This window comes from Streptomyces morookaense (assembly GCF_013030945.1).
Classification (GTDB): domain Bacteria; phylum Actinomycetota; class Actinomycetes; order Streptomycetales; family Streptomycetaceae; genus Streptomyces; species Streptomyces morookaensis.
In genome coordinates this window covers 45463-67900 of record NZ_JABBXF010000063.1, presented here as the reverse complement: position 1 = coordinate 67900, position 22438 = coordinate 45463, and the positions used below count along the sequence as shown (strand labels likewise).

Annotated in this window: 19 protein-coding genes; 7 read left to right on the top strand and 12 right to left on the bottom strand. The window is 72.3% G+C overall.

Annotated features, from left to right (window positions below):
* The 5 genes from HG542_RS24620 to HG542_RS24600 all read right to left on the bottom strand — a co-directional run.
* A partial coding sequence (locus HG542_RS24620) for a response regulator (RefSeq protein WP_171085008.1) occupies positions 1-361 on the bottom strand: 361 nt, incomplete at its 3' end.
* Positions 362-388: 27 nt separating this feature from the next.
* A complete protein-coding gene (locus HG542_RS24615; protein ID WP_171085006.1) occupies positions 389-1546 on the bottom strand; it encodes a sensor histidine kinase in 1158 nt (385 codons plus the stop codon).
* 177 nt (positions 1547-1723) lie between these two features.
* On the bottom strand, positions 1724-3175 hold the full coding sequence (locus HG542_RS24610) for an aldehyde dehydrogenase family protein (protein WP_171085004.1): 1452 nt from the start codon (positions 3173-3175) through the stop codon (positions 1724-1726).
* A 224-nt stretch (positions 3176-3399) separates the two neighbouring features.
* Positions 3400-4989, bottom strand: a complete 1590-nt coding sequence (locus tag HG542_RS24605) for a PucR family transcriptional regulator (protein ID WP_171085002.1) — start codon at positions 4987-4989, stop codon at positions 3400-3402.
* 102 nt (positions 4990-5091) lie between these two features.
* The gene (locus tag HG542_RS24600) at positions 5092-7221 is read right to left on the bottom strand and encodes an ATP-binding protein (protein ID WP_171084999.1); all 2130 of its coding nucleotides are present in this window, start codon (positions 7219-7221) and stop codon (positions 5092-5094) included.
* Positions 7222-7439: 218 nt separating this feature from the next.
* Between HG542_RS24600 and gabT the strand changes: the two genes are divergently transcribed.
* Together gabT and HG542_RS24590 are read left to right on the top strand one after the other, a co-directional pair.
* Positions 7440-8789: a 4-aminobutyrate--2-oxoglutarate transaminase gene (gene gabT, locus HG542_RS24595; RefSeq protein WP_171084997.1), complete on the top strand. Its 1350-nt coding sequence runs from the start codon at positions 7440-7442 to the stop codon at positions 8787-8789.
* A 349-nt stretch (positions 8790-9138) separates the two neighbouring features.
* Positions 9139-9720, top strand: coding sequence for a phosphatase PAP2 family protein (locus HG542_RS24590; RefSeq protein ID WP_229922504.1), 582 nt, complete (start codon positions 9139-9141; stop codon positions 9718-9720).
* Here the strand turns inward: HG542_RS24590 and HG542_RS24585 are convergent.
* The 4 genes from HG542_RS24585 to HG542_RS24570 are packed head-to-tail and all read right to left on the bottom strand — an operon-like array spanning position 9680 to position 13984.
* Positions 9680-11092: an NAD(P)/FAD-dependent oxidoreductase gene (locus tag HG542_RS24585; RefSeq protein ID WP_229922505.1), complete on the bottom strand. Its 1413-nt coding sequence runs from the start codon at positions 11090-11092 to the stop codon at positions 9680-9682. The genes HG542_RS24590 and HG542_RS24585 overlap by 41 nt on opposite strands.
* Positions 11093-11097: 5 nt before the next feature.
* A complete protein-coding gene (locus HG542_RS24580) occupies positions 11098-11904 on the bottom strand; it encodes an ABC transporter permease (RefSeq protein ID WP_171084993.1) in 807 nt (268 codons plus the stop codon).
* Positions 11904-12821, bottom strand: a complete 918-nt coding sequence (locus tag HG542_RS24575) for an ABC transporter permease (protein WP_171084991.1) — start codon at positions 12819-12821, stop codon at positions 11904-11906. Before HG542_RS24575 ends, HG542_RS24580 begins: the two co-directional genes overlap by 1 nt.
* The gene (locus tag HG542_RS24570) at positions 12818-13984 is read right to left on the bottom strand and encodes an ABC transporter ATP-binding protein (protein ID WP_171084988.1); all 1167 of its coding nucleotides are present in this window, start codon (positions 13982-13984) and stop codon (positions 12818-12820) included. Before HG542_RS24570 ends, HG542_RS24575 begins: the two co-directional genes overlap by 4 nt.
* 242 nt (positions 13985-14226) lie before the next feature.
* Here HG542_RS24570 and ybiA point away from each other — a divergent pair, with 242 nt between their 5' ends.
* Positions 14227-14841, top strand: coding sequence for a riboflavin biosynthesis intermediates N-glycosidase (gene ybiA / locus HG542_RS24565; RefSeq protein WP_171084986.1), 615 nt, complete (start codon positions 14227-14229; stop codon positions 14839-14841).
* Here ybiA and HG542_RS24560 read toward each other — a convergent pair.
* Positions 14787-15611 (bottom strand): DUF4190 domain-containing protein, encoded by an 825-nt coding sequence (locus HG542_RS24560; protein ID WP_171084984.1) that lies wholly within the window; start codon positions 15609-15611, stop codon positions 14787-14789. The two genes, ybiA and HG542_RS24560, sit on opposite strands and share 55 nt — an antisense overlap.
* A 114-nt stretch (positions 15612-15725) precedes the next feature.
* Here HG542_RS24560 and HG542_RS24555 point away from each other — a divergent pair, with 114 nt between their 5' ends.
* Together HG542_RS24555 and HG542_RS24550 are read left to right on the top strand one after the other, a co-directional pair.
* The gene (locus HG542_RS24555) at positions 15726-16748 is read left to right on the top strand and encodes an adenosine deaminase (protein WP_171084982.1); all 1023 of its coding nucleotides are present in this window, start codon (positions 15726-15728) and stop codon (positions 16746-16748) included.
* Positions 16749-16773: 25 nt separating this feature from the next.
* Positions 16774-17493 carry a glycerophosphodiester phosphodiesterase gene (locus HG542_RS24550; RefSeq protein WP_171084980.1) on the top strand — a complete coding sequence of 240 codons (720 nt, stop codon included), beginning with the start codon at positions 16774-16776 and terminating at the stop codon, positions 17491-17493.
* On the opposite strand, the gene HG542_RS24545 is transcribed toward HG542_RS24550, so the two are convergent.
* Together HG542_RS24545 and HG542_RS24540 are read right to left on the bottom strand one after the other, a co-directional pair.
* Complete coding sequence (locus tag HG542_RS24545) at positions 17459-18646, bottom strand: polyamine ABC transporter substrate-binding protein (protein ID WP_171084978.1); 1188 nt, start codon at positions 18644-18646, stop codon at positions 17459-17461. The two genes, HG542_RS24550 and HG542_RS24545, sit on opposite strands and share 35 nt — an antisense overlap.
* An 86-nt stretch (positions 18647-18732) precedes the next feature.
* On the bottom strand, positions 18733-20184 hold the full coding sequence (locus HG542_RS24540) for a gamma-aminobutyraldehyde dehydrogenase (protein WP_171084976.1): 1452 nt from the start codon (positions 20182-20184) through the stop codon (positions 18733-18735).
* Between the two features lie 181 nt (positions 20185-20365).
* Between HG542_RS24540 and HG542_RS24535 the strand changes: the two genes are divergently transcribed.
* Both HG542_RS24535 and HG542_RS24530 read left to right on the top strand, forming a co-directional pair.
* Positions 20366-20854 (top strand): Lrp/AsnC family transcriptional regulator, encoded by a 489-nt coding sequence (locus HG542_RS24535; RefSeq protein ID WP_171084973.1) that lies wholly within the window; start codon positions 20366-20368, stop codon positions 20852-20854.
* Positions 20839-22218, top strand: a complete 1380-nt coding sequence (locus HG542_RS24530; protein ID WP_171085017.1) for an aspartate aminotransferase family protein — start codon at positions 20839-20841, stop codon at positions 22216-22218. The genes HG542_RS24535 and HG542_RS24530 overlap by 16 nt, the downstream gene beginning before the upstream one ends.
* Positions 22219-22438 lie beyond the last annotated feature (220 nt).

Below are 22438 nucleotides of genomic sequence, written 5' to 3'. Positions count from 1 at the left end.
CGAGCAGGCGTTGCGGGCCGGCGTCCTTGAGGAGGAATCCGGCGGCTCCGGCCCGCAGGGCGGCGTAGACGTACTCGTCGAGGTCGAAGGTGGTCAGGACGAGGACCCGGGGCGCGGGGTCGGCGGCGCCCTCCAGGATGCGTTCGGTGGCGGCGATGCCGCTCATGCCGGGCATGCGGATGTCCATGAGCACGACGTCGGGCCGGTGCGCGGCGGCGAGGACGACGGCCTCCTCGCCGTCGGCGGCCTCGCCGACGACCTCCATGCCGGGGGCGGCGCGCAGCAGGGCGGCGACGCCCGCGCGGATGAGGACCTGGTCGTCCACGACGAGGACGCGGATGTCCTCCTGCTTGCCGGTCATTCCGAACTCCCGTGCAGCCGGGGGGAGTCAGAGCGGGAGCGTGAGCAGCACCTCGAACCCGCCCTCGTCGCGCGGCCCGGCGGCCAGGGTCCCCCCGTAGATCCTGGCGCGCTCGCGCATGCCGATCAACCCGTGTCCGGTGGAGGGCCCGGGGATGGCCGGAACCGTTCCCTTCCCGTCGTCGGTGACGCGGACGGTCAGCCGGTGCGCGCCGTAGTCGACGCGGACGGCGGCCCGGGCGGGGCGGGCGTGCTTGATGACGTTGGTGAGGGCCTCCTGGACGACGCGGTAGGCGCACAGGTCGGGGCCGGGCGCCAGGGGCCGCCGCTCCCCCGTGACCTGGAGCGTCACCTCCACGCCGGCGGCCCGTACCCGTTCGGCGGTCTCCTCCAGGCGGCCGAGTCCCGGGGTCGGCCGGTACGCGCCCTCGCCCGCGGTCTCCCCGACGCCCTCGGGGCCGACGCGCAGGACGGCCAGCAGCCTGCGGAGCTCTTCGAGGGCCTCGCCGCTGGTGGCCGAAATCGTACCCAGGGCGGTGCGGGCGGTGTCGGCGTCGGTGGTGAAGACGTAGTGGGCGAGCCCGGCCTGGACGGATATGACGGACATGTGGTGGGCGACGACGTCGTGCAGCTCGCGGGCGATGCGGACGCGCTCCTCGGCGACGGCGCGGCGGGCGTTCTCGGCCTGTTCCCGGCGGAGTTGAGCGGTGACGGCCGACAACCGGGCGTTGCTTTCGGCAAGTCGGCGGGCGTTGTTGCCGAACCACCAGAAGACGCAGGGGATCAGGATGCTCTGGGCGGTGACGGTGCCCATGTCGCTGTGGGCGGGGTTGGAGAGCCCGGCGAGCATCCAGACCGCCCAGAGGACCGCGGCGCACCCGGCCGTGATCCGGGGCGGGCGGGAGGCGGCGACGGTGTAGAGGGCGAGCATGGCGCCCGCGGACTCGACCACCGGCCAGTAGCCGAGGGCGATGTGGAGCAGCCATAAGGCGTGCAGGGCGGCGAAGACGGCCACCGGCGCGCGCCTGCGGAAGGCGAGCGTCGCATACAGCGCGACGGTGAGGGCGTAGCCGACGGGACCCAGCGGACGCCAGCCCTCGGGGGGCGGCTCATGCCCCAACAGCAGCGCGACGACGGCGAATCCGCCCGCCAGCGGCACGTCGAGGGCCGCGACATGCTTCCGCATCAGCGCAGCGTAACGGCGTTGCGGACGGCGGGACATCGGTCAGGGGGAGGCAGTGCCGCCTACTGCGGGAGTTGCAGGCGGAGGACGGGGTACCGCATCCGGTTGACGGGAACCCCGCGCCCCGAAGGGGCGCGGGGAACTGCGCGGGCAACCGAACGACGACCCGCAGCCGAAAACTCAGAGATCGAGCCCGGTGAGCACGAGCACCCGCTCGTACGTGTAGTCGTCCATGGCATAGCGGACACCCTCGCGCCCGACCCCCGACTGCTTGGCGCCGCCATACGGCATCTGGTCGGCCCGGTACGACGGCACGTCGCCGATGATGACGCCGCCGGTCTCCAGCGCGCGGTGGGCGCGGAAGGCGGTCTGCAGGTCGTGCGTGAAGACGCCCGCCTGGAGGCCGTACGGGGAGTCGTTGACGGCGGCGAAGGCGGCCTGCTCGCCGTCGACGCGGCTGAGGGTGAGGACCGGTCCGAAGACCTCCTCGCACGCGATGGTGACCCCGGCGGGGACGTCGGCGAGCACGGTCGGGGCGTACGTGGCGCCCTCGCGCTTGCCGCCCGTGAGCAGCTTCGCGCCCGCCTCGACGGCCTCGTCCACCCAGGACTCGACGCGCTTGGCGGCGTCCTCGCTGACGAGCGGGCCGACGTCGGTGGCGTCGTCCGACGGGTCGCCGGTGACCTGGGCGTCGACGGCGGCGACGACCTTCGGCACCAGGCGCTCGTAGAGCGAGGCGTCGGCGATGACGCGCTGCACCGAGATGCAGGACTGGCCGCCCTGGTAGTTGGAGAAGGTGGCGATGCGCTGTGCCGCCCAGTCCAGGTCCTGCTCGGAGGACCAGTCGGCCAGGACGACGGCCGCGCCGTTGCCGCCGAGCTCCAGGGTGACGTGCTTGCGCGGGGCGGAGTCGAGGATCGACCAGCCGACCGGGCCGGAGCCGGTGAAGGAGATGACCGGCAGACGCTCGTCCTGAACCAGTGCGGGCATCCGGTCGTTGGGGACCGGGAGCACGCTCCAGGAGCCGGCGGGCAGGTCCGTCTCGGCCAGGATCTCGCCCAGGACGAGCGAGGAGAGCGGGGTCGCCGGGGCCGGCTTGAGGATGATCGGGGCGCCGACGGCGATGGCCGGGGCGACCTTGTGCGCGCTCAGGTTGAGCGGGAAGTTGAAGGGCGCGATGCCGAGGACGGCGCCGCGGGGGAAGCGGCGGGTCAGGGCGAGGCGGCCGGTGCCGCCCGCGTCGGTGTCCAGGCGCTGGGCGTCGCCCGCGTTGAAGCGGCGGGCCTCCTCGGCGGCCCAGCGGAAGACGGAGACGGCGCGGCCGACCTCGCCGCGGGCCCACTTGACGGGCTTGCCGTTCTCGGCGGAGATCAGCAGGGCGATCTCCTCGGAGCGCTCGGCCAGCCGCCGGGCGACGTGGTCGAGGGCTGCGGTGCGCACGTGCGCGGGCGTCGCCGCGAACTCGTCCCGCACGGCGTGCGCGGCGGCGACGGCCTCCTCGACCTGCGCCTCGGTGGGCACGCTCACGGTGCCGACGAGACGGCCGTCCCAGGAGTTCGTGACCTCGAAGGACTCCTCGCCGGTGGCCTCGCGGCCGGCCAGCCAGAATCCGCGCGGGGCAGCGTCAGTCACAGTCCCGGCCCCTTCCCAAGTGGTGGTGTGCGATGTGATTCCCCCACGGTAGGGGGCCTCCGGCCGGGGCCGGTTTGTCCACGGCGGAGCGGTGGGGCGGCACGGGGTGCCGCACTGGAAGGGTCGGGGTACGCCGGGGGCGGGTTCCACGGGTCGCGCCGTCCCGCGGGGCTGAGTGCCGAACCCTGCTCGGCCCGCGCAGCGCACCCCCGGCCGGAGGCCGATCAGGCTTCCCCCGCACCGAATGGCGACCCCGTGGCCTTGAGGGCGAGCCACAGCTCCATCCGCACATCAGGATCGTCCAGAGAGCGACCGAGGATCTCCTCGACCCTCCGCATGCGATAGCGCAGCGTATGCCGGTGCACGCCCAGGTCCGCGGCAGCGGCGTCCCACTGGCCGTGGCGCGAGAGCCACGCGTGGAGCGAGCGGACCAGGTCGCCGCGCCCGGTCTCGTCGTGCTGCCGCAGCGCCCGCAGCATGCCGTCCGCGAAGGCCCGTACCGCGTCGTCGGCCAGCAGCGGCAGGACGGAACCGGCGGCGACGTCCTCGTGCTCCACCAGGGCGCGGCCCCGCCGCCGGGCCACGGACAGGGCCTGCTCGGCCTGCCGGTGCGCGGCCGCGGCACCCGCCGGTCCCGTCGGTGCGGAGAGCCCCACGGCGACGCCGAGGACCCCGGCGCAGGCGGCCACCGCCGCGCCCCCGTCGGGCGCGAGGACCACGAGCCGCGCGCCCTCGGGGACGGCCAGCACCGCCTCGGCCCCCCGGCTCGCCGCGGTGTCCACCGCGTCCGCCAGCGCCCCGAGCGGGTCGTCCGGCACCGCGCCCTCCGCGCCTTCCGAGCCCTCCGCAGGAGCCACCGCCTCGGCGACCAGCACCCGGAAGGGCGCGTCCAGCAGGGTCCCGTACAACTCCCCCGCGACGGCCCGCGCATGCTCCGGCTCCCCCGCGAGCAGCATGTGCAACACCGCGGCGCCGAGCCGCTGTTCGGCGTCCTGGAGCGCGCGGGAGCGCTCGGTGGTGAGGGTGAGGAGTGCGATCGCGGACTGCACCGCGTAGCGCTCGGCCGTGCCCAGCGGTGCGCCCGTGCCGACGGCCAGCACGCCCCGGGCGCGCCGCCCGGAGCCGAGGGACTGCAGCTCGACCCGGTCGCCGCCCTCGTCGCCTTCGTCGGCCCCGGAGCCGACGACCGCCGTGGCGGGCGCGGGCTTCTCCCTCAGGCGCCCGGCGTCCGCGCCGAGCCGGGCAGCCCGGCGCGCCGCCCAGTCGGGCGCGGCGGCCACCACGGCGCCCGACGCGTCGTACAGCGCGGCCCATCCGTCGAGGTGCGCGGCGAGCCGGGCCAGCAGCGCGGCGGGTCCCTCGGGGCTCAGCGCGGCCCGGGTCAGTTCGCGCTGCGCCTCGAAGCCCGCGGTCACCGCCCGGTACTGGTCGGCGGCGATGGCCGCGGAGACGGCCTTGGTGATGGCGATGAACGGGGTGCGGCGCGGCACCTCCAGCAGCGGCAGCCCCTCGGCCTCCGCCGCCTCGACGAGCGCCCCGGGCACCTGCTCGTAGTTGACGCCGACCGCGAAGCCCAGGCCCACGACCCCGGCCCGGACCAGGCGGCGGACGTAGCCGCGTGCCGCCGCCGGGTCCTCGGCGTCGATCTGCAGGGCGGTGGTCAGCAGCAGTTCACCCCCGTCCATCCACGGCACGGGGTCGGGCAGCTCGCTCACGTGCGCCCAGCGGACGGGCGTCTCCAGCCGGTCGCGCCCGGCGAGGACGCCGAGCTTGAGCGCGGAGTGGTGGACGAGCGAGGCGAGCGTGGGGGGCATGGCACCTTCGGTGGAGCAACATGAAGCAACACTGCCGTCCCGTATGAACGGCTGCCACCGATTCTGCCTCAGTGGAGCAATGGGCGGCATGTCACCAAGGGCTCATGCCTCCAGGTCCACCAGCACCGGAGGGGCGCTCTCGCCCCGCACGGACGTCACGGACAGCACCGCGTGCCCGGCGGGCACCCCGTGCGCCAGCTCGGACGCGGACCAGCGCTCCCGCTCCACCTTGCGGACGGTCACCGACTGCGCGGTGACGGCCCGGCCGGTGACGATGCGCCGCACGACGTGCGTGGCACGGGTGAACGGCTCATGGGCGATGACCTGCCGGTCGGTGACGTCGCGGGCCTCGACCCACTCCTTGCCCCACACCTCGGCGAAGCGCGCCCCGTCCCAGGTGGTCACGCCGGAGAAGGCCATCCGGCAGCCGACCGCGCCGAGCAGGGCGCTGCGCAGCGCCTCGGGCACGTCGTCGAGCGTGCGCAGGGTGAGCACGGCGCCCGCGTGGGCGGAGCGCAGCCGCTGCAGTCCGCGGACGGACTCGGGGGTGACGGTGCGGGTGGCGTCGTCGAGGACGAGGCAGGCGAACAGCGAGCGGTCGGCGCGCCCGGCGGCGCACTCGGTGAACTGGGCGAGGACGAGCCGGGCGAGCATCCGGGAGGCCTCGGCGTGCCCGCGCTCGGGGAGATCGATCCGTACGCGCAGGGGATGCTCGAGGGCGCGCAGCGAGAAGGTGCGGGCGGGGTCGGAGGTGCCGAAGAAGCCGGCGAAGGCGGGCCGGTCGAGGAGGGCGAGCCGGTCGGCGAGCAGGCTCCCGACGTCGCCGGGGCGCTGGGCCTGCCGTTCGCGCGCGTCGAGTTCGCGGGCGAGCGCGTCGTGCCCGCCGGTCCTGAGCGCGGTGCGCAGGGCGGCGACGGAGCCGTCGAGCAGTTCGCGCAGCTCGGGGACGGACGGGAAGCGGCCGTGGACGGCCCGGAAGGGGCCGAGGAGCTGGGCCAGGGCGGTGGCGGCGCGCCGGCCGTCCTCGCCGGAGGCGCCGGGGGCGAGGTCGCCGACAAGGCCCTCGGCGAGGACCCCGGCCGCCTCGTCGGGGTCGTCGGTGCCGCCGTACAGGTCGAGGTCGTAGGCGGAGTCGGGGCGCCCGATCTTCACGACGACGTCGAAGGCCTCGTCCGGTGCGAGCTGTGCGCCCGCCGCGCCGACCGCGACGACCGCGGCCCGCCCGGCGAGGGCCTGCAGGCACAGCGACTCCAGGACGGGCCGCACCAGGCGCCCGGTCTTGCCGCAGCCGGGCGGGCCGACGGCGAGCAGGGAGGTGCCGAGCAGCGAGGGGTCGAGGGCGCAGCCCGCGCCGCGGTGCTCGTAGGGGTTGCGCGGGTCCGCGGCGGCGGCACCCAGCCTCACCTGGCGGGTGATCAGGTCGTGCGGGGCGGCGCGTACGGGCAGGTCGCGCGCCCCCGACGGGTGGGCGCAGGCCGCGGCGCCGTGCCGCAGCACGGCGTCCGTGAAGCCGGCGAGGCGGCCGGGCTGGGCGCGGACGGACTGCCAGGCGCGCTCGATGCGGGCGTGGTCGACGTCGGTCATCAGGCCGGCCTGCGCGTCCGCCGCCAGCCGGTCGGCGGCGTCGTGCGCCCCGGCGGCGCGCAGCAGCGGCCACTCGGCGGGGTCCTCCTGCGGCGCGGGGGCGACCGGCGGCGGATTGCCGGAGTCGTCCCACAGCCGGCGCAGGGCGGGCACGGCCCAGCGGCGCCAGACCTGGGACCAGCGGCCGAGGCGGCCGAAGACGACGACGAGCACGAGCAGGCAGAGGCCGTAGTAGATGTAGACGGTCCAGACCGCGACCATGCCGTCGCGCCAGGAGTCGGGCGTCAGCGCGTACAGCGGCCACATCCAGTAGTGGCCGAGGTAGCCGTTCCACAGCAGGGACCACAGCAGCCAGCCGCAGAGCAGCGAGATCAGCGCCCCGCTGAACAGCTGCCGGCCGGGGATCCGGTCGGGCTCCTCCGGCGGTTTGGGCCGGTGCCCGTAGCGCCAGATGCCGGGGGCGGCGTCCGGGCGCGGGGTGCGCAGCCAGGTGAGGAACGGGGGCGGCACGACGGGGACTTCCCCCCCGGTCCGGGGCGGCGCGGCGGGGCGCGGAGGCACCGGCGGCGGGGCGGCGTGGGGCTCGGCGGGGCGCGGCACGCTGTCGCGCCGGGTGCCGGGTGCGTCGTACGTGCCCTCGGTGTCCATCACTGTCCCTCGCCCCCCGCGGGCCCTCTCGCGCCCGCGTGTGTCCGACGTGTCCGACCGGCTCAACCTACCGGCGTTTTCCCCGCCGTGCCGGTCCGCCATATCCGGTACGGACAACGCGACGCGCACACTTCTCCCGAACGGAACATGCCGGGCTGCGGCCCGCGCCCCTAGCCTGCGGGGGAAAGCCCGTCCACCCACCCCCTCGGGAGCCCCTCATGACCGACACGACCGGAGGCGCGGCCCTCCCCCAGGAGCGCCGCCTCGTCACCGCGATCCCCGGCCCGAAGTCGCTGGAGCTCCAGGCCCGCCGCACCGCCGCGGTGGCCGGGGGCGTGGGCTCGGTGCTGCCGGTGTTCACCGTCCGCGCGGGCGGCGGCGTGCTGGAGGACGTGGACGGCAACTCCCTGATCGACTTCGGCTCCGGCATCGCCGTGACCTCGGTCGGCGCCAGCGCGGAGGCCGTGGTGCGCCGTGCGTCCGCGCAGCTCGCCGACTTCACCCACACCTGTTTCATGGTGACCCCGTACGAGGGCTATGTGGAGGTCTGCGAGCAGCTCGCCGAGCTGACGCCCGGTGACCACGCCAAGAAGTCGGCGCTGTTCAACTCCGGTGCGGAGGCCGTCGAGAACGCGGTCAAGATCGCCCGTGCGTACACCAAGCGCCAGGCGGTCGTCGTCTTCGACCACGGCTACCACGGCCGGACGAACCTGACGATGGCGCTCACCGCCAAGAACATGCCGTACAAGCACGGCTTCGGCCCGTTCGCGCCCGAGGTCTACCGCGCCCCGCTGGCCTACGGCTACCGCTGGCCGACCGGCCCGGAGAACTGCGGCCCCGAGGCGGCCGCCGCGGCCATCGACATGATCGGCAAGCAGGTCGGCGCGGAGAACGTCGCCGCGATCATCATCGAGCCGGTGCTCGGCGAGGGCGGCTTCATCGAACCGGCCAAGGGCTTCCTCCCGGCGATCGCGCAGTTCGCCAAGGACAACGGCATCGTCTTCGTCGCCGACGAGATCCAGTCCGGCTTCTGCCGCACGGGCCAGTGGTTCGCCTGCGAGGACGAGGACATCGTCCCCGACCTGATCACGACCGCCAAGGGCATCGCGGGCGGCCTGCCGCTGGCGGCCGTCACCGGCCGCGCGGAGATCATGGACGCGGCGCACGCGGGCGGCCTCGGCGGCACCTACGGCGGCAACCCGGTGGCCTGTGCGGCGGCGCTCGGCTCGATCGAGACCATGCGCGAGCTGGACCTCAACACCAAGGCGAAGCGCATCGAGGAGGTCATGAAGGGCCGTCTGGCGGCCATGCAGGAGAAGCACGACATCATCGGCGACATCCGCGGCCGCGGCGCGATGATCGCCATCGAGCTGGTGGAATCCGGCACGAAGAAGCCGAACGCCGCGGCGGCCGGTGCGCTGGCGAAGGCCTGCCACGCGGAGGGCCTGATCGTGCTCACCTGCGGCACCTACGGCAACGTGCTGCGCTTCCTGCCGCCGCTGGTCATCGGCGAGGACCTGCTCAACGAGGGCCTGGACATCATCGAGGCCGCGTTCGCGCGTCTGTGAGCCCCATGTGCGCCCCTTGTGAGTGAGTGAAGAACCTGTGCGGGGCGGGTGGTGGACGGGTGATCCGGCTTCTCGCCCCCTCTTGCCTGCCGTACGGTTTCTTCAGATGAACGCAACACCCGGCCCGCAGGAGACTGCGGGCGACGCCGAGCCGGTACCTCCCCAGTACCGGTCAGGCCGTGCCATCGCGCACACCGCCGGGGCCGCAGGCCCCGGGCATCCTCACCGATCGAACGGCCGCTCGTCCCACACCCCCCGGGGCGCACGGTCCGCCGGCCGGAACGGCGACTCCGGAACCATCCCCCCTGTTCCGGGGTCGCCGTCTTCTCGTCTCCTCCCCCTGGTCTTCGTGCTGTTGTGCGCGCTGACGGCCTGGCAGGTCGCCGCGCACGGCCCGCTGCGCACCCTCGACGAGCGCCTGGGCCGGGCCGTCGCCGGCTCCGCCTTCCCGCGGCCCCTCGCCGGCTTCCTCGCCGACCTGGGCAACGCGACGGTGGCGGTGCCGGTCCTCGCCGTGGCCGTACTCGTGTGGTTCCTGCGCTTCGGCCGCTCCACGGCCCGGCCGTGGCTGCCGCCGCTCGCCGCCGCGCTGGCGATGGCGGCGGTGCCGGCGCTGGTCGTCCCGCTCAAGACGTGGATCGCACGCCCCGGCCCGCCGCCCATGGCCGCTGTCCACGAGGGCTTCTTCCCGTCGGGCCACGCGGCCACGGCGGCGGTGGCGTACGGGGCCGCCGTGCTGCTGCTGTTCCGGGGCTCCCGGTGGGCCGTCGCCATGTACGCGCTGCTGAACGCCGCCGTCGGCGCGGGCCTGGTCCGGTGCGGCTACCACTGGCCGCTGGACGTGGTGGGGGCGTGGTGCCTGTCGGGGGTGGTGCTGTGGGCCCTGGCCCTCAGCTGTCGAACCCGAGCCCGACCTTGTCCATCGCCCTGAGCCACAGGTTGCGCCGACCGCCGTTGTGGTCGGCGCGCGTCATCGCCCACTGCGTGATGCCGATGCCCATCGACCGCACGGGCTCCGGCGGGAACGGCAGCGGCTTGCTGCGCACCATCTCCAGTTCGGTCCGCTCGGTGCGTTCGCCCGCCAGCAGGTCGAGCATCACCTCCGCGCCGAAGCGCGTCGCGCCGACGCCCAGTCCGGTGTAGCCGAGCGCATAGGCGACCCGGCCGCCGTGTGCGGTGCCGAAGAACGCCGAGAAGCGCGAGCACGTGTCGATCGCACCGCCCCACGTGTGCGTGAAGCGCACACCCTCCAACTGCGGGAAGCAGTGGAAGAAGTTCTCGGCCAGGCGCTGGTAGGTGGCCGGGTGGTGGTCGTACTCGGCGCGCACGCCGCCGCCGTAGCGGTAGACGATGTCGTAGCCGCCCCACAGGATGCGGTTGTCCGCGGTGATGCGGAAGTAGTGGAAGTGGTTGGCGCTGTCGCTCAGGCCCTGGCGGCGCTTCCAGCCGACGGAGGCGAGCTGCTCCGCCGTGAGCGGCTCGGTCATCAGGGCGTAGTCGTAGACCGGTGCGATGTACGGGCGCAGGCGCTTCACCAGGCTCGGAAAGGCGTTGGTCGCGAGGGCGGCGTGCCGGGCGAAGACGCGGCCGTACGGCGTGCCCACCGCCACCCCGGCGCCGCGCGCGGAGAACCGGGTGCCGGGCGTGTGCTCGTAGATCCGCACTCCGGCCCGCAGGCATGCGCGTTTGAGGCCCCAGGCGAGCCGGGCGGGGTGCAGCATGGCCACGCCGGTGCGGTTCCAGAGGCCGCCGAGGAAGGTCGGGGAGTCCACTTCGGCGCGCAGGGCGTCGCGGTCGAGGAATTCATGGCCGGTCACACCGAGCGAGGCCGCCTCCTCGGCGGCCTCCTGGAGCTCCAGGACCTGGTGCGGGGCGGTGGCGATGTCTATCTCGCCGGTGCGTTCGAAGTCGCAGTCGATGCCGTGCCGGACGAGGTCGGCTTCGAGGGCGTCGAGGTTGTGATGGCCGAGCTGTTCAAGTGTGACGAGCTCGTCGGGCCAGCGGGCCGCGCCGTTGGCCCAGCCGTGGGTGAGGGACGCGGAGCAGAAGCCGCCGTTGCGTCCGGAGGCGGCCCAGGCGGTCTCCTGGGCCTCGATGAGGACGACGTCCCGGCCGGGAGCGCGCTCCTTGGCGAGGAGCGCGGTCCACAGACCGGAGTAGCCGCCGCCGACGACGAGCAGGTCGCAGTGCTCGTCGCCGACGAGCGCGGGGAGCGCTTCCGGGCGGGAAGGGTCGTCGAGCCAGTAGGGCCGCAGTGCGGCATCAGAAAGTGCTTTGGCAGGGTTCATGGCACTGGAGGCCATGGTTCTCAGCTCCTTTTTCGGCGTCTCCCGACCAGCTGTCCGGCGAGGACGCACAGCACGGCAGTGGCGAACATCGCCGTTCCGATGACATTGATTTGAACGGGGGTGCCCCGTTGCGCGGCTCCCCAGACGTACATGGGGAAGGTCACACTCGAGCCGGCGTTGAAGTTGGTGATGATGAAGTCGTCGAAGGACAGGGCGAAGGAGAGCAGCGCGCCCGCGGCGATGCCGGGGGCGGCGATGGGCAGGGTGACCCGCAGGAAGGTCTGCAGCGGGGAGGCGTAGAGGTCCTGCGCGGCCTGCTCCAGGCGCGGATCCATGCTCATCACCCGGGCCTTGACCGCCGTCACCACGAAGCTCAGACAGAAGGTGATGTGGGCGATGAGGATGGTCCAGAAGCCGAAGCTGATGCCCATGTTGAGGAAGAGGGTGGCCAGCGAGGCGGCCATGACGACCTCGGGCATGGCCATCGGCAGGAAGATCAGGGTGCTGACGGACGAGCGGGCGCGGAACCGGTGGCGGGCCAGCGCGAAGGCGATGGCCGTGCCCAGCGCGGTCGCGCCGAGTGTGGCCCAGACGGCGATGCGCAGGCTGAGCGAGAGCGAGCCGCACAGGTCGGCGACGCCGCAGGGATGCGTCCAGGCGTCCGTGGAGAAGTGCTGCCACTGGTAGTTGAAGCGGCCGTTGGGCTTGTTGAACGAGAAGACCGTCACGACGACGTTGGGCAGCAGCAGATAGCCGAGCGTGCCCAGGCCCGCGATCACCACGAGGTGACGGCGCAGCCAGCGTGCGGGGGTGGCCAGAGGAGCCATCAGACCAGTTCCTCCGTCCCGGACTTGCGGATGTAGAGGGTGACCAGGGCGAGGATCGCGGCCATGAGGATGAAGGACAGGGCGGCGGCGGTCGGGTAGTCCAGGACGCGCAGGAACTGCGACTGGATGACGTTGCCGATCATCTTCTGGTCGGTGGAGCCGAGGAGTTCGGCGTTGATGTAGTCGCCCGCGGCGGGGATGAAGGTCAGCAGAGTGCCGGCGACGACGCCCGGCATGGACAGCGGGAAGGTCACCTTGCGGAAGGTGGTCAGCGGCCGGGCGTAGAGGTCGCCGGCGGCCTCGTGGAGCCGGCTGTCGATGCGTTCCAGCGAGGAGTAGAGCGGCAGGATCATGAACGGCAGGAAGTTGTAGGTGAGTCCGCAGACGACCGCGAGCGGGGTGGCGAGCACCCGGTGGCCCTCGGTGAGGCCGAGCGCGTCGGTCAGGCCGAGGACGTGCAGCGAGCCGAGCGTGGAGACGACGATGCCGCCGTCGGACAGGATCGTCTTCCAGGCGAGGGTGCGGATCAGGAAGCTGGTGAAGAACGGTGCGATGACCAGGACCATCAGCAGGTTGCGCCAGCGGCCCGCGCGGAAGGCGATGAGGTACGCCAGCGGGTAACCGAGCAGCAGGCACAGCACGGTGGCGGCGGTCGCGTAGCCGATCGAGCGGAGGAACTGCGGGTAGTACTCGCCCAGCGCGTCGGCGTAGGTGCCGAAGTGCCAGGTGAGCTTGAAGCCCTCTTCGAGCGACCCGGTCTGCAGGGAGGTGGAGGCCTGGTAGACGAGCGGGGCTGCGAAGAAGACGAGCAGCCAGAGGATGCCGGGGATGAGCAGCCAGTAGGGGACGAGCTTCTTGCGGCGGGCGGTGGCGCCGTCGGAGACCGCGGGCTCGCCGGTGGTGGTCGTGAGGGTCATCCTGCGCCCTCCGCTTCCACGTCGGTGCCGGCCTCGATGTTCTGGGCGGCGTCCAGGCCGAAGCTGTGGCCGGGGTTCCAGTGCAGGACGACCTCGGCGCCGGGGACCAGGCGGGAGTCGCGCTCGATGTTCTGCTCGTAGACCGACAGGCCGGAGGCGGCGGGGCTGTCGACGAGGTACTGGGTGGAGACGCCGGTGAAGCTCGACTCGGTGATCCGGCCGGTGATCCGGTTGCGGCCGTCGGGGACGCTGCCCGCGTCGTCGGCGTGGGTCAGGGTGATCTTTTCCGGCCGTATGCCGACCAGGAGCTTCTCGCCCGTGCGGGCGCTGGCTGTACATCGTGTCGCCGGAAGGGCGAGTTTGGTATGGGAGGCCCGCAGAAGGATGTCGTCGCCGGACGTGTCGAGGACGTCGGCGGTGATGAGGTTGGACGTGCCGAGGAAGTTGGCGACGAAGGTGGTGCGCGGGGTCTCGTAGAGGTCGGCGGGGGCGCCGAGCTGTTCGATGCGCCCGGCGTTCATGACCGCCACCGTGTCGGCCATGGTCATGGCCTCCTCCTGGTCGTGGGTGACGTGGATGAACGTGATGCCGACCTCGTGCTGGATGCGCTTGAGCTCCAGCTGCATCTGCCGGCGCAGCTTGAGGTCCAGGGCGCCGAGAGGCTCGTCCAGCAGCAGCACCTGCGGGTGGTTGATCAGGGCGCGGGCGACGGCGACGCGCTGCTGCTGTCCGCCGGACAGCTGCTGCGGCCTGCGGCGGGCCAGGTCGCCGAGCTGGACGAGCTCCAGCATCTCGTCCACCTGCTTCTTCACCGACTTGATGCCGCGGCGGCGCAGGCCGAAGGCGACGTTCTCGTAGATGTCCAGGTGCGGGAAGAGCGCGTAGCTCTGGAAGACGGTGTTGACGGGCCGCTTGTAGGCGGGCAGACCGGTGACGTTCCTGCCGGCCAGCTCCACGGTGCCGGTGCTGGGCTCCTCCAGGCCGGCGATCATGCGGAGCGTGGTGGTCTTGCCGCAGCCGGAGGCACCGAGGAGCGCGAAGAACGAGCCCGCGGGGACGGTGAGGTCCAGGGGATGCACGGCGGTGAAGGAGCCGTAGGTCTTGCTGATGCCGGTGAGGCGGACATCGGTGCCGCTGGTGCCGGCCGGTGCGGTGGTCGTCATGGGGCTGGGTCCAGGAGGGTTTCGCGGGGACGGAGAACACGTAACAGTGACATACGCCGGGGCGCACCTTTGTACGGGCGTGCCGCCGCCGGGGGCGTGCGTTCCTGATGCCGAATCGGCCGACCTGAAGTGATTGCCGATCCTGGCAGAGGCGCATGGCGACAACAAGGGATTCCGTAGCAATTTCTCAACCCGGCAACGGAATCGGTGTTCTGTCAGAGGTCGCTGCAAGAATGGCGGGCATGAACGACACGGGGGAGAGACAACCGCACGCCGCCCGTTCGGTGGCGGAGCTGACGGCAGCCGTCCGGCGCGGCGAGCGCGTGAAGTACGTGCCCTTCTGGGGGCACCGCCCGCGCCGCGACGGGAGCGTGGGGCCGGGGTGCTTCAGCCAGTGGTGGCCGTCGCCCTTCACGGTGGACGGCACGGTCTACGCGACGGCGGAGCACTGGATGATGGCGGGCAAGGCGCGGCTGTTCGGCGATGCCGAGGCGGAGGCCGCGGCGTTGGCGGCGGCCCATCCCCAGCAGGCCAAGGCCGCGGGCCGTTCGGTGCGCGGCTTCGACGAGGAGCAGTGGCGCCGGCACCGCTTCGAGCTGGTCGTGCAGGGCAGCGTCCACAAGTTCGCGCAGCACCCGGAGCTGCGCGCCTTCCTGCTGGGCACGGGCGACCGGGTGCTGGTGGAGGCCAGCCCGCTGGACCGGGTCTGGGGCATCGGACTGGCCGCCGACGACGAGCGGGCGCAGGATCCCGCGCAGTGGCGCGGGCTGAATCTGCTGGGCTTCGCCCTGATGGAGGCGCGTCAGCGCCTGGCGGGGAGCGCGAGCGGCGCGGACGCGGCCGGCCGGTGCATATAGGCGCCGTAGGTGGCGTCGGGGTCCTCGTCGGGGGTGCGGCTGCTGTGGTGGCTCGCGGCCGTGATGTAGAGGGCGAGCATGAGCGCGGTGGCGAGGAGCGCCGCACTGCCGAGCACCAGCCCGGCCAGCGCCTGCCCGCCGTTGTTGGCGAGGCCGGTCCTCGCCTTGTTGCGGCCTATCGCGCCGAGCACGATGGCCAGCACCCCGAGGATGACGCCGAACACGATCGTCGGTGAGAAGACGATGCCGACGATGCCGAGCACCAGGGCCGCGGTGCCGAGGGCGTTGTCGGGGCGCTGCGCGGGCTGCCAGCCGGGGGCGCCCCATGCGGTGCCGTAGGCCGGCTGCCCGTACCCGTACGGCCCGGGGGCGTAGGGACCCTGGGGGTGCTGCGGGTGCGGCCCGGGTATGCCCTGCCAGTACGGCTGTTGGGGGTGCTGAGGGTGCTGGTGATGCGGGCCGTACGGCCCGCCCTGGTACGCGCTCGGCGTGCCCGGCCCGGTCGGGGCCTGCGGTATCGGCGGCACGGCCGGGGCGTCACCGGCGGGCACCGCGGGGGCAGGCGCCGGGGCGGCTGCGGGGGCGTCCTGCACCGGAGCGGCATCGGCAGCGGCTGCCGGGGCCCCATCGCCGGCCGGGGCCTGCGGCGGCACCGCCGCACTGTCCGGTTTGTCCAGCGAGACCCGTTCCCCGGGCGGAGCCCACGGGTTCTGTTCCCGCTGCTCCCGCTGCTCCTGCTGCGCTTCGCTGTTGCCGTCCTTGCCGGACATGGTCCTCCCCACTCGGTACCCCGTCATGCTAAGGCCTGGGGAAAGGCCCCGTGCCCGCCCCGCATACGATGACCGGCAGTCGCACCAGCCGCGCCAACAGCCCTGGAGGCCCGCATGTCCGCACTCGACCCGTTCATCGCAGGACTGCCGAAAGCGGAGCTGCATGTGCACCACGTGGGCTCCGCGTCGCCGCGCATCGTCGCCGAACTGGCCGCCCGGCACCCCGACTCCCCGGTGCCGACCGACCCGGAGGCGCTGGCCGACTTCTTCACCTTCCGCGACTTCGCGCACTTCATCGAGGTCTACCTGTCCGTCGTCGACCTGATCCGCGACGCCGAGGACGTGCGCCTGCTGACGTACGAGGTCGCCCGCGACATGGCCCGGCAGAACATCCGCTACGCCGAGCTGACCGTCACCCCCTACAGCTCCACGCGCCGCGGCATCCCCGACGCGGCCTTCGTGGAGGCGATCGAGGACGCCCGCAAGGCGGCGGAGTCCGAGCTGGGCGTGGTGCTGCGCTGGTGCTTCGACATCCCCGGCGAGGCAGGGCTGGAGGCCGCCGAGGAGACCGCCCGGATCGCGTGCGACCTGCGGCCGGACGGGCTGGTCTCGTTCGGGCTCGGCGGCCCCGAAATCGGCGTCCCGCGGCCGCAGTTCAAACCGTACTTCGACCGTGCCATCGCGGCCGGGCTGCACAGCGTCCCGCACGCCGGCGAGACCACGGGCCCGCAGACGATCTGGGACGCCCTCACCGAGCTGCGCGCCGAGCGCATCGGCCACGGCACCAGTGCCCCGCAGGACCCGGCGCTGCTGGCCCACCTCGCCGAGCACCGCATCCCGCTGGAGGTCTGCCCGACCTCCAACCTCGCCACCCGGGCCGTGACGGACCTGGAGCGGCACCCGGTCAGGGAGATGGTCTCGGCCGGCGTCCTGGTGACGATCAACAGCGACGACCCGCCCATGTTCGGCACCGACCTCAACACCGAGTACGGCGTCGCGGCCCGGCTCCTGGACCTCGACGCCGCGGGCGTCGCCGCCCTCGCCAGGAACGCGGTCGAGGCCTCGTTCATGGACGCGGCCGGCAAGGCGGCGCTCACCGCGGAGATCGACGCCTACACGGCGGCCTGGCGCGGCTGACGTCCGGCCGGCCGACTCCGCCACAATGAGCCTCATGGCCACCGTGTTCACCGCCGTCGCCCACCGCGGCGACCCGTATGTCCACCGTGAGAACACCCTGCCCTCGGTCCGTTCCGCGGTGCGGGCGGGTGCGGGCGCCGTGGAGATCGACATCCGGCTGACCCGCGACGGGGTGCCCGTCCTGCTGCACGACGCGACGCTGCAGCGGCTGTGGGGCGTGGACCGGCCGCTGGGCGCGCTCACCGCCGACGAGGTGCGCGAGCGGACCCGTGGCGGGGTGCCGACGCTGCGGGAGGCCCTCGCGGAGACGGCCGGAAACGGCTGCGGGGCACGGCTGTTCATCGATCTGCCCGACCCGTCGGCCGCCGCCGCTGCCGTCGCCGAGGTGCACGCGTCCGGCGCGGCCGGGCGCGTCTACTACTGCGGCGCCGCGCCCTCGATGCTCGCGGTGCGCCGCGCGGACGCCGCTGCGGAGATCGCCCTGACCTGGACCACGCTGGCCCCGCCACGGCCGCCTCTGCTCGCGGAGGTGCGGCCGCGCTGGCTCAACTACCGTTTCGGACTGGTGAGTCCGGAGCTGGTGGCCCGCAACCACGCGGACGGTCTGCTGGTCTCGGCGTGGACGGCGGACACGCGGCGCACGATGCGGCGGCTGCTGGCCGCAGGCGTCGACTCGATCACGACGAACCGCATCGACACGCTCCGGGACCTCACAGCCCCACGATCTCGTTCCACACCTTCGTGAACTCCGGCCGCTCCCTGGCCGTCATGTCCCGTGCCGTCGCAAGCCGCTTGCGCATGTCCTCCGTCGGGAACACCAGCGGGTTCTCCGCGAGTGCCGCCTCGTCCTTCTTCCCGGACGACGCCAGCACCTCGCGTGCCGCGGGCACCGGGCAGACGTAGTTGACGGCGACCGCCAACCGGGCGGCCACTTCGGGCTCGTAGTAGTAGTCGACGATCCGCTCGGCGTTGGCCTTGTGGGCCGCCAGGTTCGGGATCATCATGCTCTCCGCCCACAGCTCGGCCCCCTCCTCCGGCACCACGAACTCGATGTCGGGGTTGTCGGCCTGGAGCTGGATGACGTCGCCGGAGTAGGCCTGGCAGGCGAGCACGTCGCCGGAGGACAGGTCCTTGATGTAGTCGTTGCCCGTGAAGCGGCGGATGTGCTTCTTGCGGACGAGTTCGCGCAGCTGGTCGGCCATGCGGTGGAAGTCGTCGGCGGTCCAGCGGGTGACGTCGGCGCCGTTGCCCTGCATCAGCAGGGAGAAGGCCTCGTCCATCCCGGCCAGCAGGGTGACGCGGCCACGCAGGTCGTCCTTCCACAGGTCCGAGGTGTGCCGGATCTCGCGGCCGAGTTTCTTGCGGTTGTAGGCGATGCCGGTGATGCCCGACTGCCAGGGGACGGTGTGCCGCCGCCCGGGGTCGAAGTGCGGGTTGCGCAGCAGCGGGTCGAGGTTGCGGGCGACGTGGGACTGGCGGTCCCGGTCCATCTCCTGGACCCAGCCGAGCCGGACGTAGCGGGCGCACATCCAGTCGCTGACGACGATGATGTCCCGGCCGGTCCGCTGGTGGTTCATCAGCGCCGGGCTGATCTTGCCGAAGAACTCGTCGTTGTCGTTGATCTCCTCGGTGTACTTCACCGAGATGCCGGTGCGCTTCTCGAAGTCGTCGAGGGTCGGCCGGCGCTGCGGGTCCTTGTCGTCGGTGTCGATGTAGAGCGGCCAGTTGGCGAAGACCAGCCGCCTGTCCGTGGCGGAACGATCCGCCGCGGCCCGGTCGCGCGGGGCGACGTAGGCGGCGGGCACGCCGCAACCGGCGAGTGCGGCGGCCCCGGCGCCGGCGCCCAGCGCCCGCAGCAGGGTCCGGCGGGACAGGGGCTTCACGGGCTTCTCTCGCATTCCGGGATGGTCACGGTGGGGGCGGCGGGGGCCGATGATATCCCGGCCCCCGCCGGAACCGGGCACGGCCCGGCAGCGGCCCGGCCTCAGCCCAGCGAGGTCATCACGTGCTTGATGCGCGTGTAGTCCTCGAAGCCGTAGGAGGAGAGGTCCTTGCCGTAGCCGGACTTCTTGAAGCCGCCGTGCGGCATCTCGGCGACGAGCGGGATGTGGGTGTTGATCCAGACGCAGCCGAAGTCCAGGGCCTTGGACATCCGCATGGCCCGCGCGTGGTCCTTGGTCCATACCGAGGAGGCCAGCGCGTACTCGACGCCGTTGGCGTACTCGACGGCCTGCTTCTCGTCGGCGAAGGACTGGACGGTGATCACGGGGCCGAAGACCTCGTGCTGGATGATCTCGTCGTCCTGCTTGAGGCCGGAGACCACGGTGGGCTCGAAGAAGAAGCCCTTCTCCCCCACCCGGCGGCCGCCGGCCTCGACCTTGGCGTGGGCGGGCAGGCGCTCGATGAAGCCGGAGACCTGCTGCAGCTGGTTGGCGTTGTTGAGGGGGCCGTAGAGCACGTCCTCGTCGTCCGGCAGGCCGGTCTTCGTGTCGGCGGCGGCCTTGGCCAGGGCCGTCACGAACTCGTCGTGCACCGACTCGTGCACCAGCACCCGGGTCGCGGCCGTACAGTCCTGGCCGGCGTTGAAGTACCCGGCGACGGAGATCTCCTCGACGGCCTTGGCGATGTCCGCGTCCTCGAAGACGACGACCGGCGCCTTGCCGCCCAGCTCCAGGTGGACGCGCTTGAGATCGCGGGAGGCGGACTCGGCGACCTGCATGCCGGCCCGCACGGAGCCGGTGATGGAGGCCATCGCGGGCACCGGGTGCTCGACCATCAGCCGGCCCGTCTCGCGGTCGCCGCAGATGACGTTGAACACGCCCTTGGGGTGGCCGAGTTCCTCCAGCACCCCGCCGATGATCTCGGCGAGCAGCACGGTGGAGGCGGGGGTGGTGTCGGAGGGCTTGAGGACGACGGTGTTGCCCGCGGCGAGCGCCGGGGCGAACTTCCAGACGGCCATCATCATCGGGTAGTTCCAGGGCGCCACCTGGGCGCAGACGCCCACGGGCTCGCGCCGGATGATGGAGGTCATCCCCTCCATGTACTCGCCGGCCGAGCGGCCTTCGAGCATCCGGGCGGCACCCGCGAAGAAGCGGATCTGGTCCACCATCGGCGGGACCTCCTCGCTGCGGGTGAGCGCGAGGGGCTTGCCGGTGTTCCGGGACTCGGTCGCGATCAGCTCCTCGGCGCGTGCCTCGATGGCATCGGCGATCTTGAGGAGGACCTTCTGCCGCTCGCCGGGGACCAGGTCGCGCCAGACGGGGAACGCGGCCTGCGCGGCGGCCATGGCGGCGTCGACGTCGGCGGCGCCGGACAGCGGGGCGGTCGCATAGGCCTCGCCGGTGGCCGGATCGACCACGTCGGTGGTCCGCCCGTCGGAGGCGTCCCTGAACTCCCCGTCGATGTAGTTGCGCAGTCGACGCAGCTCGGTGGTCACGATGCGCCACCCCTTCTGTCCATGTCCGATTGCTGAGACGCCCAGCCTAGCCAGTCCGGCCACGTTTTCGACATACCCACCCGACACGAACAACGGAATCAGTGATTTATACGATCTCCAACAACGGATTTCATCGCCACGGGCTTGCCCCACAGCCGAGTCCTCATGCACAGTGGTGCCCGTGGCCACTCGTAACGCAGACCCCAAGAGCGTGACCGGCACGCAGCCGATCGACGCCGTCTCCCTGGCGATCATCGAGCAGCTCCAGGAGGACGGCCGCCGCCCCTACGCGGCGATCGGCAAAGCGGTCGGACTGTCCGAAGCGGCGGTCCGGCAGCGCGTGCAGAAGCTGCTCGACCAGGGCGTGATGCAGATCGTCGCCGTCACCGACCCGCTCACCGTGGGATTCCGGCGGCAGGCGATGGTCGGCATCAACGTCGAGGGAGACCTCGACCCGGTCGCCGACGCCCTGACGGCGATGGACGAAGTGGAGTACGTCGTGGTGACGGCGGGCTCCTTCGACCTCCTCATCGAGATCGTGGCCGAGGACGACGACCATCTCCTCCGGACGATCAACAAGCGGATCCGCACCCTGCCCGGCGTGCGCTCCACGGAGAGCTTCGTCTACCTCAAGCTCCGCAAGCAGACCTATACCTGGGGAACCCGATAGCCGTGAGCAAGGACCGTTCCAGCACCGCTTACGACCACCTGTGGATGCACTTCACCCGCATGTCGTCGTACGAGAAGAGCCCCGTCCCCGTCATCGTGCGCGGCGAGGGCACCTACGTCTACGACGAGCACGGCAAGCGCTACCTCGACGGTCTCGCCGGCCTGTTCGTGGTGCAGGCCGGCCACGGCCGCGCCGAGCTGGCCGAGGCGGCCGCCAGGCAGGCCCGGGAGCTGGCGTTCTTCCCCGTGTGGAGCTACGCGCACCCCAAGGCCGTCGAACTGGCCGAGCGCCTGGCCCACTACGCCCCCGGCGACCTCGACAAGGTCTTCTTCACCACCGGCGGCGGCGAGGCCGTCGAGACGGCGTGGAAGCTGGCGAAGCAGTACCACAAGCTCACCGGCAACCCCACGAAGTACAAGGTCATATCCCGCGCCGTCGCCTACCACGGCACGCCGCAGGGCGCGTTGGCCATCACCGGACTCCCGGCTCTCAAGGCCCCCTTCGAGCCCCTGGTCCCCGGCGCCCGCAAGGTGCCCAACACCAACATCTACCGGGCGCCGATCCACGGCGACGACCCCGAGGCCTTCGGCCGCTGGGCCGCCGACCAGATCGAGCAGCAGATCCTCTTCGAGGGCCCCGACACTGTCGCCGCGGTCTTCCTGGAGCCCGTCCAGAACGCGGGCGGCTGCTTCCCGCCGCCGCCGGGCTACTTCCAGCGGGTCCGCGAGATCTGCGACACCTACGACGTGCTGCTCGTCTCCGACGAGGTCATCTGCGCCTTCGGCCGCCTCGGCACGATGTTCGCGTGCGACAAGTTCGGCTACGTGCCGGACATCATCACCTGCGCCAAGGGCATGACCTCCGGCTACTCCCCCATCGGCGCCGCCGTCGTCTCCGACCGCATCGCCGAGCCGTTCTTCAAGGGCAGCAACACCTTCCTGCACGGCTACACCTTCGGCGGCCACCCGGTCTCCGCGGCGGTCGCGCTCGCCAACCTCGACATCTTCGAGCGCGAGGGCCTCAACCAGCACGTCCTCGACAACGAGGCCGCGTTCTTCGGCACGCTCTCCAAGCTGCACGACCTGCCGATCGTCGGCGACGTGCGGGGCAACGGCTTCTTCTACGGCATCGAGCTGGTGAAGGACAAGACCACCAAGGAGTCGTTCACACCGGAGGAGTGCGAGCGGCTGCTCTACGGCTTCGTCTCCAAGCAGCTCTTCGAGAACGGGCTGTACTGCCGCGCCGACGACCGCGGCGACCCGGTCGTCCAGCTCGCGCCGCCGCTGATCTCCGACCAGTCGACCTTCGACGAGATCGAGCAGATCGTCCGCGGCGTCCTGACGGAGGCATGGAGCAGGATCTGATCGCCGTCTGATCGCTGTCCGGCGCATGGCCGCCGCAGCACACGGGTAGTCCTCGGGGCGGTTGTGACCGATGGGATGAGTCCGATGGGAGGAAAGTCGGGCTCTCCCGCGCCGAGCCTGGACCGAGGCTAGGATCCCGGTTCCGTACGGTGCCAGTGACCCAATGGCCTCCGGTTCGTTCACCCGGACAGGGGAACGGACCCTTCATTGACCCGAGGTG